Here is a 14,984-nt window from a genome sequence, read left to right as displayed (position 1 = left end):
CGACGGTGGGCTGGAGCGGGGCTAGCGGGTGGGGGTGACGAGCCGGATGCCGGCGACCTCGATCTCGACGAGGGCGCCGGGGTCGATCGGCGCCTGCGAGGTCGGGGCGCCCGTCATGACGACGTCGCCGGGGCCGAGGGTGGTCCAGGCTGCGAGGTAGGCGAGGCATTCGCGCGGCGACGACGGCAGCGCTCGGCTGCTGGTCGCGCCAGCGAGCACGCCGTCGACGAAGAACTCGAGCGACACGTCGTCGAGATCGGCCTCGGTGTCGATCACCGGCCCGAGAGGCGTGTAGCCCTCCCCCGCCTTCGGCTCGAAGTTGCGCGGGTCGACCGCAGCCCGGTCGGGGCTCGACAGGTCGTTCACCGCGGTCACGCCGAGCACGTACTCGTGTGCGTTCGCCGCCGTCAGGCCGGTCGTCTCACGGCCGATGACGAGCGCGATCTCCCCCTCGGCGACCGTCGTGCCCGCGTCGCGGCGGAGGGTGACCGGCACTCCGGATGCCACGACCGAGCGCGGGCTCTTCAGCCACGCCTGCACGGGCGAGGCGTGCTCGGGCCCGTTCTGCGCGATGCCCACGACGACGAGCGGCTCGCACGGTGCGAGGAGCTCGCCGAGGAGCGGCGTTCCGGCGTCGACCGGGCGCCTCCCCTCGGCGAACGCGGGGTACGGGTCCTCGATCGGCACCCAGCCGTCGACGGATTCCCGAACGTGCACCGGCCCAGCGGGCGTGGCGATCCTGGCGATGCGCATCAGACCACCGCCGTCATTCCGCCGTCGACGTAGATCGTCTGGCCGTTCACGAAGTCGCTCGCGCTGCTCGCGAGGAAGACGAGCGCGCCGACGAGGTCGTCGACCTCGCCCCAGCGGCCCGCCGGGGTGCGCCCGCGCACCCACGCCGAGAAGGTCTCGTCGGCGACGAGCGCCTGCGTGAGCTCGGTCGCGAAGTACCCGGGCGCGATCGCGTTCGCCTGCACGCCGTGCGGCGCGAGGTCGGCGCAGAGCCCCTTGGTGAGCATCACGATCGCGCCCTTGGTCGCCGCGTACGGCGCGATCGAGGGGCGGGCGAGCTGCGACTGCACGCTCCCGATCTGGATGAGCTTGCCCGAGCCGCGCTCGATCATGCCCCGGGCCACGCGACGCGAGAGGTGGAACGCGCTCGACAGGTTCGTCTCGACGAGCTCGTGCCAGTCGGCGTCGCTGAACTCCGCGATCGGCGCACGCCGCTGGATGCCGGCGTTGTTCACCACGATGTCGGGCGTGCCGAGCTCGGCCTCGAGGGCGGCGATGCCCGCGTCGACGGCCGAGGCATCCGTCACGTCGAAGACCGCGCTGATCGTGCGCGACCCCGTCGCCTCGGCGATCTCGTCGGCCGCTCGTGCGGCCTTCGCCGCGTCTCGACCGTGCACGACGACCGTCGCCCCGGCGGCCGCGAGGCCCCCGGCGAGCGCCCGCCCGATGCCCTGGCTCGAGCCCGTGACGAGCGCGGTGCGCCCGGTGAGGTCGAAGGCGGCGAGGCCCGTCACCACTGGATCGTCCGGATCGACAGGGTGCTCGCGTCGACGTCGTCGCCGGACTCGGAGCTCGAGACCTTGATCGCGTCGTCCATGCGGGTGAGGTCGCGGCGGAGCGTCTCGGGTACGAGGAACGTGGACGCCGTCGTGATGAGCGCGAGCACGACCATGTAGATCGCGAGCAGCACCCAGTTGCCGTCGCTGACGGCGATGAGGTACGCGCCCAGCACACCGGCCAGGCCGCCGGCCAGAACCGCGGAGAGTTCGCGGGCCATGGCGACGCCGAGGTAGCGGTGGCGGTTGCCGAAGAGTTCCGGCAGCATCGCGCACTGCGGGCCGAGCATGGTGTTCACGGCGATGCCGATGCCGACCGCGACCGCGGCGATGGCGATCGGGTAGCTGCCGAGCGAGATGAGCCACCACGCGGGCACGGCGTAGAGGAGCATGAACACGGCGCCGAAGCGGTACACGGTGCGCCGGCCGACGCGGTCGGAGATGGCGCCCGTGAGCGGCACGGTGAAGATGCCGAGCAGCGAACCGAAGGTCACGCCCCAGGTGAGCAGGCTCTTGTCGGTGTCAGGACCGACGACCGAGACGAAGAACGCGAGCGCGAGCGCCTGGAACATGTAGGAGCCGCCGTTCTCGGCCATGCGCAGGCCGATGCCGACGATGACGCCGGGCAGACCCTTCGTGAAGATCTCCTTGACCGGCTTCTCGGCGATCTGCTCGTGCTTCTCGAGCTGCACGAAGGTCGGGGTCTCCTTGAGGCGCATTCGGATGAAGAGCGCGACGATGATCAGGAGGAACGAGGCGAGGAAGGGCACGCGCCAACCCCAGGTGAGCAGCGCCTCCTCGGGCAGCAGCGTGATGAGGCTGAAGACGAGCGCGGCGAGCAGCGTGCCCGCCTGGATGCCGATGAACGGCAGCGACGAGAAGAAGCCGCGGCGCCGCACCGGCGCGTACTCGGCCATGAGCACGGTCGAGCCGGCCTGCTCGGCGCCGGCGCCGAAGCCCTGCAGCAGGCGCATCGTCACGAGGAGGATGGGCGCCCAGATGCCGATGGCCTCGTACGTCGGCAGCAGGCCGATCGCGGTCGAGGCGCCGCCCATGAGCATGATCGTGATGACGAGCACCCACTTGCGGCCGAGCCGGTCGCCGAGCCGGCCGAAGAAGAGGCCGCCGAACGGGCGGGCGAGGAAGCCGACGCCGTAGGTGGCGAACGCGGCGACCGTGGCCATGGCCGGGTCGTCCTGCGGGAAGAACAGCACGTTGAAGATCAGCGCCGTCGAGAGCCCGTAGAGCGCGAAGTCGAAGTACTCCAGCGCGCTGCCGATGCTCGAGGCGTAGGTCGCGCGCTTGAGGTTCGCAGCGTACTCGGGATCGTCGTTCACCGCGGTGGGACTGGGGGCTGTACCGGTCATGTGCCATCTCCTTTGATCGGCTCGCACGAGTCGCGATGACGGCCACTGTATCAACGTGTTGTACGCAGTTCAACCCCTTGGCCTCTATTGGCTGAACGCGATCGAGCGAGCGGATGCCGGAGGCCTGCGTCAGGGCGCGACGAAGCACGCCGTGGCGCACACGGCGCGATCAGGGCGAGCGGATGCCGCGGGCCGGCCTCAGGCCCGGCTGCGCCCCGCGCTCAGGCCCGGCTGCGGCCCGCGCTCAGCGGGTTCGTGAGCCTCGCAGCGGCGTCGACGAGCGCGGCGGCCACGGAGGCGACGCGTCCGGGCGTCGCCTCGGCGACCGGCAGCGCGACGCCCAGCGCGAGGCTCGGGTCGCTCGGCGCCCAGCCCTCGAGGGGCACGGCGACCCCGACGATGCCGGGGAAGGACTCCCCGTCGTCGAGCGCCCAGCCTCGGTCGCGCGCGGCGGCGAGCTTCACGAGCAGGTCGGGGATGTCGCGGATGCTGCGGTCGGTGAGCCGAGGGAACGGCGCCTGGTCGGAGAGGAGCGCCGCGACATCCGCGTCGTCCATCGCCATCAGCAGGGCATTGCCCGTCGCGCTGAGCGCGGCGGGCAGCCTCGACCCGAGCGGGGTGCCGAATCGAACGCTGCGCGACCCCTCGTGCCGCGCGAGGTAGAGCGCCTCGGTGTCGTCGAGCATCGCGACCTGCACGACCTCGTGCACGAGCACGGGCGAGGTCTCGCAGACCGTGTAGAACTCGCGCACCTGGCTGAACTGCGACGCGTACGCGCCGCCCAGCTCGATCGTGCGACGGCCCAACTGGTAGCCGAGCGGCACGCGCTGCACCATCATGGCCGCCTCGAGCGCGAGGCAGAGGTTCGCGGTGGAGGACTTCGCGAGCCCGAGCCCGCTCGCGATCTCGGTGAGGGTCAGCGGTCCGGATGCCTCGGCCAGCAGCCCGAGGATCCGCATGCTGCGGGTGACGGCCGGCGCGGGGTCGCGCCCCTGACGGTCGGCCTTCGCGTCTGACTCGTCGGACATGCCACCCCTCTCGTCCGCGGCATCCGCGGGACTCAGTAGAACTCGACCGTATCGACCACGCTGCGCATCGGCAGGCCGTCGATGAACCGGGAGGCGTCGTCGGCGAAGCGCCGCGCGATGCGCTCCTCCTCCTTGCGCGAGAGCGCCGCGGTGTGCGGGCTCACGAGCACGGACGGGTGGGACCACAACGGCGACGCCGCCGAGAGCGGCTCGGACTCGAAGACGTCCAGTGCGGCGAAGCCGACCCGCCCGTCATCGAGCGCCGCGGTGAGCGCCGCCTCGTCGATCACCGTACCGCGCCCGACGTTCGCGACGATGACGCCGGGCCTGACGGCGCGCAGGATCCGATCGTCGAGCAGGTGGTGCGTGGCCTCGGTGCCCGGCAAGGTCATGACGATCGCGTCGACGTCGGCGACGGCGGACTCGAGCTCGTCGATGGGGATGAGCCGGTCGACGCCCTCGACCGGATCGCCGGTGCGCGTGGTACCCCAGACCCGGGCGCCGAGCGCACTGAAGCGTCGCGCGCACTCGGCGCCGATGCCGCCGAGGCCGACGACGAGCACGGTCATCTCGTCGACCTGGCGCATCTCCCAGCGCTCGGGCCACGTCGTCGACCGCTGGTCGGCGAGCAGGCGAGGCAGGCCCTTGGCGCCGGCGAGCACGCCGAACACGGCGAACTCCGCGAGCGGGCCGCCGTGCACGCCGGCGCTCGTGGTGAAGGCGATGCGATCGAGCTGCTCGCGGTCGAGACCGGCCGCCTTGACCTGGCTGCCGCCGCCCGCGGCCATCGTCATGACCCAGCGGAGCGCCGGATTCGCCGTGGCCGTGCGCGCGAGCGCGGCGGGCTCGACGTCGGGAATGCCGAACAACACCTCGGCGGAGTCGACCATGGCGTCGAACTCGGCCTGCTCGTCGGGCGTGCGCACGTGGTCTGGATCGCCCGACCAGTCGGCCGGTCCGCGCATCGGGCGGGTCAGCGCGTGATCGCGCACCAGGTCGATGCGCGGCTCGAGGGTCTCGATGAGGCGGCAGTGCTCCTCGGAGAGCGGCACCGCCACCACGGCTCGCAGGCGGTTCTGGGTGTCGGGCATCCGGTCTTCCCCTTCAGTGCGGTCTCGGCGACCGGGCGAGGGACGGGCCCACGGGCCCCTCCGACGCGGTCAGCGTGTTCAGCATAGCGGATGTTCAGCAGGTTGAACCATGTACGACTGGTTGCGATTCCGATAGGATGCCAGCATGTCCAACGCCGAACATCCCGCCGACGCCGAACGCGCGGCAGACCCGCTCCCCTCCGAGGGGCCCATTCCCCGCCCCGACGACCACGTCATCGGCGTCGTCGGACTCGGGTCGATGGGCGCGCCGATGGCCCGACGCCTGCTCGCCGCCGGACGCCGTGTCGTCATCACCGCACGTCGCCCGCAGCCCGAGCTCCTCGAGCTCGGCGCCGAGTGGGCCGCCACGCCGCGCGAGCTCGGCCTCCGCGCCGACGCCGTGCTCGCGATGCTGCCCGACCTGCCCCAGCTCGAGCAGGTGCTCGACGGCCCCGACGGGATGCTGGCCGGCCTGCTCGAACGCGAGGGCGAATCCATGCTCATGATCGGGTCGACCTCGTCGGCGCCGCAGGTGCGCGCCCTCGCCGAGCGGCTCGCCGCGGCATACGACGGTCGCGTCCGCGTCGTGGACTGCCCGGTCTCGGGAGGAGAGGACGGCGCGAAGGCCGGCACGCTCTCGATCATGCTCGGCGGCGAGCAGGCCGACGCCGCCACCGCCGCAGCGCTGCTCGCGCCGTGCGGCACCCCCGTGCACCTCGGCCCGCTCGGCGCCGGCGAGGTCGCCAAGGCCTGCAACCAGCTCATCGTCTCGGCCACGATCCTCGCGCTCGGCGAGGCCGCCGTGCTCGCCGAGCGCTCCGGCCTCGACCTCGGCGCGCTCTTCGGCCTGCTCTCGGGCGGCTACGCGGGATCGAACCTGCTCGCGAGCCGCATGGACAAGCTCGTCACGGGCGACGACTCCCCCTCCGGCGTGGCCGAGTACATGGTGAAGGACCTCCGTTTCGCCGCCGAGGCCGCGGCGGCGACCGGCACGGATCCCGTGCTGCTGCCGACGCTGCGCGCGGCCTTCGACGAACTCGTCGAACGCGGACTCGGCGATCGGGACATCGCCGTGACCCGTCGCTTCGTCTCGGAGCGGTCCCGATGACCTCTCAGCAACAGCGCGCAACGGTGAGGCCCGCTCACAGTACGCTTGACTCGACCCCCAGAAATCTCACGAGGAGTGTGTTCGTGCCTGCAACCGGATCAGCAAACATCGGCGTCGTCGGACTCGCGGTGATGGGGTCCAACCTCGCCCGCAACCTCGCCAGCCGCGAGGGCAACACGGTCGCCGTGTTCAACCGCTCGTTCGAGCGCACCACGACCCTGATCGAAGAGCACCCCGAGGCCGGCTTCGTCGCCGCCGAGACCTACGACGACTTCGTCGCCTCGCTCGCCAAGCCCCGCACCGCGATCATCATGGTGCAGGCCGGCAAGGGCACCGACGCCGTGATCTCCGAGCTCGCGAGCCGCTTCGAGCCCGGCGACATCATCGTCGACGGCGGCAACGCGCTGTTCACCGACACCATCCGCCGCGAGCGCGCGGTGCGCGAGACCGGCATCAACTTCGTCGGCGCCGGCATCTCCGGCGGCGAGGAGGGCGCGCTCAACGGCCCCTCGATCATGCCCGGCGGCTCCGACGAATCGTGGGTCACCCTCGGCCCGATCCTGAAGTCGATCGCCGCGGTCGCCGAGGGCGAGCCCTGCGTCACCCACATCGGCCACGACGGCGCAGGCCACTTCGTGAAGATGATCCACAACGGCATCGAGTACGCCGACATGCAGCTCATCGCCGAGGCCTACGACCTCATCCGCCGCGGCACGGGCAAGAGCCCGGCCGAGATCGCCGACGTCTTCGCCGAGTGGAACAAGGGCGAGCTCGAGTCCTACCTCATCGAGATCACCGCAGAGGTGCTGAGGCAGGTCGACGCCGAGACCGGTCAGCCGCTCGTCGACGTCATCCTCGACGAGGCCGGCTCGAAGGGCACCGGCGTCTGGACCGTGCAGACTGCGCTCAGCCTCGGCACGCCGGTCTCCAACATCGCCGAGGCCGTGTTCGCCCGCGGCCTGTCGTCGCACCCCGAGCAGCGCGCCGCCGCCAAGGGCCTCGCCGGCCCCGACGAGGCCGCACGCATTCCGGCCGACCAGGTCGACGCCTTCATCGAAGACGTGCGCCTCGCGCTCTACGCCTCGAAGATCGTCGCCTACTCGCAGGGCTTCGACGCGATCCGCGCCGGTGCCGTCGAGTACGACTGGAACATCGACCTCGGCGCCGTGTCCAAGATCTGGCGCGGCGGCTGCATCATCCGCGCGCAGTTCCTGAACCGCATCGCCGACGCCTACGGCGAGACGCCGAACCTCGAGCTGCTGCTCTCGGCGCCGTACTTCGCCGAGGCCTTCACGCGTGCGCAGGCCGCGTGGCGCCGCGTCGTCGTCCGCTCCGTCGACACCGGCATCCCCGCCCCCGCGTTCGCCTCCTCGCTCGCGTACTACGACGGCCTCCGTGCCGACCGCCTGCCGGCCGCCCTCGTGCAGGGCCAGCGCGACTTCTTCGGTGCGCACACGTACAAGCGCATCGACAAGGAGGGCGTGTTCCACACCCTCTGGTCGGGCGACCGCACCGAGATCGCCACCACTCCGTCGACCCACTAGTATCCTTGGCCCCGGACGCGAGTCCGGGGCCGAGGACGACGGAGGACGAATGCGCAAGCCGGCGTGGCGCGACGAGGGCCGAGACCCCGACTACCGGTTCACCCTCGCCAACGAGCGCACGTTCCTCGCCTGGGTCCGTACCGCGTTCGCGCTGCTCGCCGGCGGCGTGCTGCTGTTCGAGTTCGCGCAGAGCATCGGCCCCCGCGTCCTGGTGCTCATCCTCGCGCTCGGCCTGGCCGTCGCGGCCGCGCTGCTCGGAGGCCTCTCCTACGTGCGCTGGCGGGCCAACGAGATCGCCATCCGCAACGACCGCCCCCTCGCCTACAGCTTCGTCGTGCCGTTGCTGGCCGGCATCGCCCTGCTCTCGGCGGCGATCATCGCCGTCATGATCCTGCTCAGCCGCTGACGCCATGACACTGGCCCACTCCGACCTCCCTCCCCGCGATCCCGGGCTGCAGTCCGAGCGCACGGCGCTCGCCTGGAGTCGCACCGGGCTCGCGATCGCGGTGAACGCCGTGCTCGCGCTCCGCGACGGGCTCATCTCCGACCAGCCCGCCCTCGCTGCGGCCGGGGTCGCGCTCTTCGTCCTCGCGGGCGTCGCGATCGCCCATGGTGCGGTGCGGCGTCGGCAGCTCGACGCACGCCACGGCTTCGTGCCCCCGTCCTCGTGGGCCATGCTCGGCCTCACGGTCACCGTTCTGCTCGCCGCCCTCGCGGGCGTCATGTCCATCTCGATCGAGGCGACCCGATGACCGACGACCACCCCGAACTGGCCGGCTACGAGCCCGTCGACCGTCCACGCCGCCCCGGGCGCCAACGCGCGATGCGCATCGCGGTGGTCCTCGCCCTCGCCGCGATGGTGCTGCCGATCGTGCTCTCGACGTTCTCGGTCGCCACCTCGACCGCCCGCTCCACGTGCGCGGCCTTCGCCACGGCCGCTGCGGGCTCCACCGGCGGCGACCTCTCGACGGATGCCCCGTTCGAGCTGTTCGCCGCGGGCGGCCCCGGCTGGCAGTGCTACGTCACCACCGAGAACGGATCCCGCCACCACCTGGCGAACTTCGGGCTCTTCCCGGCCGCGCCGCGCTACGGGGTCGGCACCCCGACCTGATCGGTCTCAGCCCTCGGCGGGCGGGACGCGGTCGGTGGTGTCGGTGCCGACGCCGGCGCCGGTGGCGTCCGCGCCGCCGCCGTCGGGATCGGCGGGGTCGGTCAGGAAGACGCGCTTGTACGACCGGCCGTCTGGCAGCGTGATCGTGCGGGCCTCGACGAGGCCCCTCGTCACGCGCTGGTAGATCGCCTGCGGCGTCAGGCCGAGGCGCCTCGCGGCCTCGGACACGCTCTCGCCCGGCAGGTCGGTGGGCACGCTCGACGGTCGCTCGCGCTTGCGGCGACGGCTCGCCTCCTGACGGTCGGCGATCGTGTCGTCGTCACCCGCCCAGCGGTACTTCGCCGCCGAGGCGCTGAGACCCGCGGCATCCGCGATGTCGTCCCAGCTCGCGCCGGCATCGACCGCTTCGCGGGCGGCGACGAGGGCGGCCGGATCGGCCTCCAACGCGACCACCAGCGCCCGGATGCCGCGCAGGCGGTCGAGCGGCGCCGCCTCGCCGGCCCCCGACTCGAGTGCCGTGAGCGCCGCAAGGGCGGCCGCGGCATCCGGAGACAGGAACGACGTCATGACGGGTTCGACTCAGCCGGCCAGGAGGCGGTTGCGCACCTCGCGACGGATGACCTTGCCGATGAGCGACCGCGGCAGCTCGTCGACCTCGACGATGCGCTTGGGCACCTTGTACGGCGTGAGGCGCTCGCGGGCGAACTCGCGGATCGCCGCCTCGTCGAGGCGCTGTCCGTCGGCGAGCACGACGGCGGCGACGACCTGCTCGCCGGAGTGCTCATCGGGCAGGCCGACGACCGCGACGTCATCGATGCCGGGGTAGGTGCGCAGCGCCTCCTCGACCTCGGTCGGGGCGACGTTGAAGCCGCCGGTGATGATGAGCTCCTTGATGCGGTCGACGACGTGCACGAAGCCCCCGTCGTCGATCGAGACGATGTCGCCCGTGCGGAACCACGGGGTGCCGCCGTCGGGGTCGGCCACGAACACGGCGTCGGTCTCGTCGGGCTTCTTCCAGTAGCCCTGGAACACCTGCGGGCCGCGGACGACGAGCTCGCCCTCACCGCCCGAAGGCACATCGGCCGTCGGGTTCTCGGGGTCGACGACACGGCATTCCGTCGACGGCAACGGCAGGCCGATGGTGCCGGCCTTGCGGTTGCCCGCGACCGGGTTCGCGGAGATCACGGGCGAGCACTCCGAGAGGCCGTAGCCCTCGACGAGCACGCCTCCGGTCGCGGCCTCCCACGGCTCGACGACCGCGGGCGTGAGCGCCATCGCACCGGAGATCGCGATCTGGATGCCCTCGAGCGAGACGCCCTTGGCCGCGGCGGCCTTGGTCAGGCGGTCGTAGATCGGGGGCACCGCGGGAAGGAAGGTCGGCGGTCGCTTCTTGATGACCGGCAGCACGAGGTCGGGGTCGAACTTCGGGAAGAGCACGAGGCGTGCGCCCATGCTCATCGCGAAGGTGAGGCACAGCGTGAGCCCGTACGCGTGGAACATCGGCAGCACGGCGTAGACGACGCAGTTGCCTCGCTCGATCGTCGGCACCCACGCGCGCGACTGGGCCGCGTTCGCGAGCAGGTTCAGGTGCGTGAGCGTCGCACCCTTCGGCGACCCGGTGGTGCCGCTCGTGTACTGGATGAGGGCGACATCGGATGCCTCGGGCGCGACGACGTGCGGCGAGATGCGCTCGGCCTCGACGAGGTCGGGCCAGGTCGAGGTGCCCTTGGCACCCGAGGTGAGCGCCGCGCGGGACTCGCGGGCCTTCGCGATCGGCAGCTTGAGGGCCGCCCGCGTGAGGAACGGCATCGCACGCGTGACGTCGACCGAGACGATGTGCTTCACGCCGAGATCGGCCGGGAACTCGCGAATGGTCTCGACGACGTTGTCCCACGCGATCGCGAAGCGGGCGCCGTGGTCTTCGAACTGGTGGCGCAGCTCGCGCGGGGTGTAGAGCGGGTTGTGCTCGATGACGATCGCCCCGAGCCGGAGCACGGCGTAGAAGGCCACGATGTGCTGCGGGCAGTTGGGCAGCACGATGGCGACCGTGTCGCCCTTCTGCACGCCGAGCAGGCGCAGCCCCTCGGCCGCGCGATCGACCTGTTCGCCGAGCTCGGCGTACGTCGTCTCGCGACCGAAGAACTCGAGTGCGACGCTCGACGGGTGCTCGGCGATCGAGGTCGCGAGCAGGTCGTAGAGCGAGCCTTCGGGCAGCTCGAGCTCGTGCGGCACGCCTTCGGCGTACCCGGCGAGCCAGGGCCGGGGGGTCGAGATGGTCATCGGCGGTTACGCCGCCCCGTCGAACATGCTCGTGACGGAGCCGTCTTCGAAGACCTCGTGGATGGCGCGCGCGAGCAGCGGTGCGATGGGCAGCACGGTGAGGCGGTCCCAGCGCTTGTCTTCGGGTACCGGCAGCGTGTCGGTGACGACGACGCGGTCGATGACGTCGGACTGGAGGATCTCGGTCGCGGGCGGCGAGAACACCGCGTGCGTGGCCGCGACGACGACGCCGATGGCGCCGGCGTCCTTGAGAGCCTCCGCCGCCTTGACGATCGTGCGACCGGTGTCGATGAGGTCGTCGACCAGGAGGCAGACGCGGCCGTTCACGTCGCCGACGATCTCGTGCACCGAGACCTGGTTCGGCACCAGCGGGTCGCGGCGCTTGTGGATGATCGCGAGGGGTGCGCCGAGCTTGTCGCTCCAGATGTCGGCGACGCGCACGCGACCCATGTCGGGCGAGACGACGGTCAGCGTCGACGGGTCGAGCGAGTTCTTGAACTCCTCGAGCAGCACGGGCATGGCGAAGAGGTGGTCGACGGGGCCGTCGAAGAAGCCCTGGATCTGCGCGGCGTGCAGGTCGATCGACATGATGCGGTCGGCGCCGGCGGCCTTGAACAGGTCGGCGACGAGTCGTGCGGAGATCGGCTCGCGGCCACGGCCCTTCTTGTCTTGGCGCGCGTAGGGGTAGAACGGCGCGACGACCGTGATGCGCTTCGCCGAGGCGCGCTTCAGCGCGTCGAGCATGATGAGCTGCTCCATGAGCCACTCGTTGATGGGCGCGGTGTGCGACTGGATCACGAATGCGTCGGAGCCGCGGACGCTCTCGTCGAAGCGCGCGTAGATCTCGCCGTTCGCGAAGGTGCGCGCATCGGTGGGCACGAGCTCCGAGCCGAGTTCATGTGCGATCTGCTCGGCCAGCGCGGGATGCGCCCGCCCCGAAACCAGCACGAGCCGCTTCGATCCGGTGGTCTCGATTCCCGACATGTGCTGTGTCCTCTCCACCTGCGCTCGGCGCGGTGCGTTCAGTCGGCGTCGGAACCGGATGCCTCGCGCGCGGCCTCGGCGGCGTCAGCCGCCGCAGAACCGGCCCGGTGCTTCTGGACCCACTCCTCGATGTTGCGTTGCGGTGCCACGTTCACGGCGAGAGCGCCGGACGGGACGTCTTTTCGGACGACGGTGCCGGCGGCCGTGTAGGCGCCGTCCCCAATCCTAACCGGCGCGACGAAGACGCCGTGTGAGCCGGTTCGCACGTGCGAGCCGACCTCGGAGTGGTGCTTCCGGATGCCGTCGTAGTTGGCGAAGATCGAGCCCGCGCCGATGTTGGAGTGCTCGCCGATGGTCGCGTCGCCGACGTACGACAGGTGCGGCACCTTGCTGCCCGTGCCGATGGTGGCGTTCTTCGTCTCGACGAAGGCGCCGATCTTGCCGTCGGCGCCGAGCACCGTGCCGGGCCGCAGGAAGGAGAACGGGCCGACCGTGGCGCCCGCGCCGATGACGGCGAGCGTGGCGTCGGTGCGGCGCACGTCGGCGTTCTCGCCGACCTCGCAGTCGGTGAGCGTCGTGTCGGGGCCGACGACGGCGCCCGTCTCGATGAGCGTCGCGCCCTTGAGCTGGGTGCCGGGGCGGATCGTCACGTCTTGCGCGATGCGCACCGTGAGGTCGATCCAGGTGGTCGTGGGGTCTTCGATCGTGACGCCGTTGAGCTGCCATCCGCGGATGATGAGGGCGTTGAGCCTGGCCGCCGTCTCGGAGAGCTGGGCGCGGTCGTTGATGCCGGCGACCAGCCACGGCTCCGACACGGGCACGGCCTCGACCTCGGAGCCGGCCGCGCGCAGCAGCTGGATCACGTCGGTCAGGTACTTCTCGCCCTGCGCGTTGTCGGTCGTGAGGTTCGCGAGCTGATCGCGCAGTGCGGCGGCGCCGAAGGCGTAGATGCCCGCGTTGATCTCGCCGATCGACTGCTCGGCGTCGTTGGCGTCCTTCTGCTCGACGATGCGGTCGAACTGGCCCACCGTGTCGCGCACGATGCGACCGTACCCGGTGGGGTCGTCGTAGTACGCGGACATGACGGATGCCGCCGCGGCGCGGCCGCGGTGCAGTTCGAGGAATCCGGCGAGGGTGTCGGCGTTCAGCAGCGGCACGTCGCCGTTCAGCACGAGCACCTCGCCGTCGAAGTCGGCGGGGAGCGCGTCGAGCGCCTGCTCGACGGCTCGGCCGGTGCCGGGCATCTCGTCTTGGTCGACGATGCGCGTTCCGGGCAGCTCGGCCTCGACCGCGGCGGCGACCATGTCGCGCTCGTGTCGCACGACGGCGATGACGTGCGCGGCGTCGAGCGCCCGCGCCGTCGCGAGCACGTGCCCGACGACCGGCGCGCCCGCGAGCGGGTGCAGCAGCTTCGGGGTTGCGGACTTCATGCGGGTGCCCTGGCCTGCGGCGAGCACGATGATGGCGAGCTTCTGGTCCATGCTCCGCCACCAGGATTCGAACCTGGACCGAACAGCTCCAAAGGCTGCCGTGCTGCCGTTACACTATGGCGGACCACTCGGGCGCGAGGCGCACGAGCGCCCTCCAGTCTGCCAGACGCGCCACCGTGTTCGATGCGTTCCGGGCGGCACGCGCACCGGTCGGTTCGCGGGATACTGGGTGGATGACGCATGCCGACGAGGTCGACCGCATCGTCGAGGACTGGGAGCGCGAACGCCCCGACCTCGACTTCGCACCCCTGCAGGTGCTCTCGCGCGTCGCCCGCCTCTCGAAGCACCTCGACCGGGCCAGGCGTCAGGCGTTCACGCGCTCCGAGCTGGAGTCGAGCGAGTTCGACGTGCTCTCCGCCCTGCGCCGTGCCGGCTCGCCGTTCCGGCTCTCGCCGAAGCAGCTGCTGCAGCAGACGCTCGTCTCGAGCGGCACCATGACGAACCGCATCGACCGGCTCGTCGAACGAGGTCTCGTGAGCCGCCAGACCGACCCCAACGACGGCCGCGGCATCCTCGTCGAGATGAGCCCGGCCGGCCTCGCCAGGGTCGATGCCGCGATCACGCGCCTCGTCGATGCCGAGGCCGAGCTGCTCTCCGGCCTCCCGGCGGGCGAGCAGAAGCGGCTCGCCGGCCTGCTGCGCAAGCTGAGCCTCGGCTTCGACTGACGCGAGCGGCCGGCGCGACGAACGGGTCCCGAGCGGTCAGGCGCGGTCGGCGGCGAGCTCGCGGGCCGGGCTGTTGCGCAGGTTCCCGAGACCGCGCACGGCGAACGACAGCGCGAGGAACCCGACGAGCATGCCGAGGCAGTACAGCGCGACCGCGCCGTATCCGCCGACGGCGCCGGGGTTGAAGAACGGGTAGGGGTAGATGCCGGTCGCGGCCCCCCGGATGAGCGAGAACACCGTGTACACGACGGGGAACACCATCCACCAGAGGATCGCGCGACCCGGGATCCGATTCCTCGGCGCCCAGATCAGCCAGTCCACGACGCCCGCGATCGGGAGCACGAAGTGCAGGATGGCGTTCACGACCGGGTCGAGGTCTCCGAGGTCGGCATCGCGCAGCAGCGTGTTGAAGACCAGCCCCACGAACGCGATGTAGACGACGGCGGCACCCCGGATCGCGGAGTCCGTCGGCGTGGGCGCGCTGCGCTGCCGCACCAGGCGCACCGCGCTGACGATGAACACGATGCTGATCAGGATGTTCGACAGGTTCGTGAAGTACGTGAAGAAGTTGAAGACGCTGTAGCCCTTGGGGATGTGCACGGCGAACAGCTGGAACGCGATGGCCGACAGCGCGGCGACCGCGAACACCAGACGGAATACGACGGCTGCGATGCGACCCTTCATTCCGGTGATGCTACGGGTCGCGACACGGCGGGACCCCGCGACACGGCGGGACCTCGGGACCCGC

Annotated in this window: 16 protein-coding genes and 1 tRNA gene; 6 read left to right on the top strand and 11 right to left on the bottom strand. The window is 71.3% G+C overall.

Annotated elements, in window-relative coordinates; genetic code table 11:
* Positions 1-21 precede the first annotated feature (21 nt).
* From ASE68_RS06735 to ASE68_RS06715, 5 genes are all read right to left on the bottom strand, one after another.
* Positions 22-753, bottom strand: a complete 732-nt coding sequence (locus ASE68_RS06735) for a fumarylacetoacetate hydrolase family protein (RefSeq protein WP_055856553.1) — start codon at positions 751-753, stop codon at positions 22-24.
* Entirely contained in the window at positions 753-1,526 is a 774-nt protein-coding gene (locus ASE68_RS06730) for an SDR family oxidoreductase (protein ID WP_055860869.1), read from the bottom strand. Before ASE68_RS06730 ends, ASE68_RS06735 begins: the two co-directional genes overlap by 1 nt.
* The gene (locus ASE68_RS06725; protein WP_055856550.1) at positions 1,523-2,935 is read right to left on the bottom strand and encodes an MFS transporter; all 1,413 of its coding nucleotides are present in this window, start codon (positions 2,933-2,935) and stop codon (positions 1,523-1,525) included. The genes ASE68_RS06730 and ASE68_RS06725 overlap by 4 nt, the downstream gene beginning before the upstream one ends.
* 221 nt (positions 2,936-3,156) lie before the next feature.
* On the bottom strand, positions 3,157-3,963 hold the full coding sequence (locus tag ASE68_RS06720) for an IclR family transcriptional regulator (protein ID WP_055856547.1): 807 nt from the start codon (positions 3,961-3,963) through the stop codon (positions 3,157-3,159).
* 32 nt (positions 3,964-3,995) lie between these two features.
* The gene (locus tag ASE68_RS06715) at positions 3,996-5,054 is read right to left on the bottom strand and encodes a D-2-hydroxyacid dehydrogenase (RefSeq protein WP_055856545.1); all 1,059 of its coding nucleotides are present in this window, start codon (positions 5,052-5,054) and stop codon (positions 3,996-3,998) included.
* Positions 5,055-5,199: 145 nt separating this feature from the next.
* On the opposite strand from ASE68_RS06715, the gene ASE68_RS06710 reads away from it, so the two are divergent.
* The 5 genes from ASE68_RS06710 (at position 5,200) to ASE68_RS06690 (ending at position 8,817) form a co-directional block, all read left to right on the top strand.
* Positions 5,200-6,162, top strand: a complete 963-nt coding sequence (locus tag ASE68_RS06710) for an NAD(P)-dependent oxidoreductase (RefSeq protein ID WP_082462083.1) — start codon at positions 5,200-5,202, stop codon at positions 6,160-6,162.
* Between the two features lie 83 nt (positions 6,163-6,245).
* The gene (gndA, locus tag ASE68_RS06705; protein ID WP_369800065.1) at positions 6,246-7,706 is read left to right on the top strand and encodes an NADP-dependent phosphogluconate dehydrogenase; all 1,461 of its coding nucleotides are present in this window, start codon (positions 6,246-6,248) and stop codon (positions 7,704-7,706) included.
* 49 nt (positions 7,707-7,755) lie between these two features.
* Positions 7,756-8,112 carry a YidH family protein gene (locus tag ASE68_RS06700; protein ID WP_055856539.1) on the top strand — a complete coding sequence of 119 codons (357 nt, stop codon included), beginning with the start codon at positions 7,756-7,758 and terminating at the stop codon, positions 8,110-8,112.
* A 4-nt stretch (positions 8,113-8,116) separates the two neighbouring features.
* Positions 8,117-8,458, top strand: coding sequence for a DUF202 domain-containing protein (locus ASE68_RS06695; RefSeq protein WP_055856536.1), 342 nt, complete (start codon positions 8,117-8,119; stop codon positions 8,456-8,458).
* Positions 8,455-8,817, top strand: a complete 363-nt coding sequence (locus ASE68_RS06690) for a hypothetical protein (RefSeq protein WP_055856532.1) — start codon at positions 8,455-8,457, stop codon at positions 8,815-8,817. The genes ASE68_RS06695 and ASE68_RS06690 overlap by 4 nt, the downstream gene beginning before the upstream one ends.
* Positions 8,818-8,823: 6 nt before the next feature.
* Here ASE68_RS06690 and ASE68_RS06685 read toward each other — a convergent pair whose 3' ends face one another.
* From ASE68_RS06685 to ASE68_RS06665, 5 genes are all read right to left on the bottom strand, one after another.
* Entirely contained in the window at positions 8,824-9,384 is a 561-nt protein-coding gene (locus tag ASE68_RS06685) for a hypothetical protein (protein ID WP_055856530.1), read from the bottom strand.
* Between the two features lie 12 nt (positions 9,385-9,396).
* Positions 9,397-11,097 (bottom strand): long-chain-fatty-acid--CoA ligase, encoded by a 1,701-nt coding sequence (locus tag ASE68_RS06680; protein WP_055856527.1) that lies wholly within the window; start codon positions 11,095-11,097, stop codon positions 9,397-9,399.
* Between the two features lie 6 nt (positions 11,098-11,103).
* Positions 11,104-12,081, bottom strand: coding sequence for a ribose-phosphate diphosphokinase (locus tag ASE68_RS06675; protein ID WP_055856524.1), 978 nt, complete (start codon positions 12,079-12,081; stop codon positions 11,104-11,106).
* A 38-nt stretch (positions 12,082-12,119) separates the two neighbouring features.
* Positions 12,120-13,562, bottom strand: a complete 1,443-nt coding sequence (glmU, locus tag ASE68_RS06670; protein ID WP_055856521.1) for a bifunctional UDP-N-acetylglucosamine diphosphorylase/glucosamine-1-phosphate N-acetyltransferase GlmU — start codon at positions 13,560-13,562, stop codon at positions 12,120-12,122.
* Between the two features lies 1 nt (position 13,563).
* A tRNA-Gln gene (locus ASE68_RS06665) sits at positions 13,564-13,635 on the bottom strand.
* 109 nt (positions 13,636-13,744) lie between these two features.
* Here ASE68_RS06665 and ASE68_RS06660 point away from each other — a divergent pair.
* Positions 13,745-14,236, top strand: a complete 492-nt coding sequence (locus ASE68_RS06660; RefSeq protein ID WP_055856518.1) for a MarR family winged helix-turn-helix transcriptional regulator — start codon at positions 13,745-13,747, stop codon at positions 14,234-14,236.
* Positions 14,237-14,272: 36 nt separating this feature from the next.
* Here the strand turns inward: ASE68_RS06660 and ASE68_RS06655 are convergent, their stop codons facing one another.
* A complete protein-coding gene (locus ASE68_RS06655) occupies positions 14,273-14,920 on the bottom strand; it encodes a Pr6Pr family membrane protein (RefSeq protein ID WP_157421571.1) in 648 nt (215 codons plus the stop codon).
* Positions 14,921-14,984 lie beyond the last annotated feature (64 nt).

Origin of the sequence: Agromyces sp. Leaf222 (assembly GCF_001421565.1) — a bacterium.
Taxonomy (GTDB): Bacteria; Actinomycetota; Actinomycetes; order Actinomycetales; family Microbacteriaceae; genus Agromyces.
This window is presented reverse-complemented; position numbering and strand designations above follow the sequence as displayed.

What these genes read in the sequence shown, in the direction of transcription:
- ASE68_RS06735 (WP_055856553.1), bottom strand. Translation starts at nt 753, where the DNA reads ATGCGCATCGCCAGGATCGCCACGCCCGCTGGGCCGGTGCACGTTCGG.
- ASE68_RS06725 (WP_055856550.1), bottom strand. Translation starts at nt 2,935, where the DNA reads ATGACCGGTACAGCCCCCAGTCCCACCGCGGTGAACGACGATCCCGAG.
- ASE68_RS06720 (WP_055856547.1), bottom strand. Translation starts at nt 3,963, where the DNA reads ATGTCCGACGAGTCAGACGCGAAGGCCGACCGTCAGGGGCGCGACCCC.
- ASE68_RS06715 (WP_055856545.1), bottom strand. Translation starts at nt 5,054, where the DNA reads ATGCCCGACACCCAGAACCGCCTGCGAGCCGTGGTGGCGGTGCCGCTC.
- ASE68_RS06710 (WP_082462083.1), top strand. Translation starts at nt 5,200, where the DNA reads ATGTCCAACGCCGAACATCCCGCCGACGCCGAACGCGCGGCAGACCCG.
- ASE68_RS06700 (WP_055856539.1), top strand. Translation starts at nt 7,756, where the DNA reads ATGCGCAAGCCGGCGTGGCGCGACGAGGGCCGAGACCCCGACTACCGG.
- ASE68_RS06695 (WP_055856536.1), top strand. Translation starts at nt 8,117, where the DNA reads ATGACACTGGCCCACTCCGACCTCCCTCCCCGCGATCCCGGGCTGCAG.
- ASE68_RS06690 (WP_055856532.1), top strand. Translation starts at nt 8,455, where the DNA reads ATGACCGACGACCACCCCGAACTGGCCGGCTACGAGCCCGTCGACCGT.
- ASE68_RS06685 (WP_055856530.1), bottom strand. Translation starts at nt 9,384, where the DNA reads ATGACGTCGTTCCTGTCTCCGGATGCCGCGGCCGCCCTTGCGGCGCTC.
- ASE68_RS06680 (WP_055856527.1), bottom strand. Translation starts at nt 11,097, where the DNA reads ATGACCATCTCGACCCCCCGGCCCTGGCTCGCCGGGTACGCCGAAGGC.
- ASE68_RS06675 (WP_055856524.1), bottom strand. Translation starts at nt 12,081, where the DNA reads ATGTCGGGAATCGAGACCACCGGATCGAAGCGGCTCGTGCTGGTTTCG.
- glmU (WP_055856521.1), bottom strand. Translation starts at nt 13,562, where the DNA reads ATGGACCAGAAGCTCGCCATCATCGTGCTCGCCGCAGGCCAGGGCACC.
- ASE68_RS06660 (WP_055856518.1), top strand. Translation starts at nt 13,745, where the DNA reads ATGACGCATGCCGACGAGGTCGACCGCATCGTCGAGGACTGGGAGCGC.
- ASE68_RS06655 (WP_157421571.1), bottom strand. Translation starts at nt 14,920, where the DNA reads ATGAAGGGTCGCATCGCAGCCGTCGTATTCCGTCTGGTGTTCGCGGTC.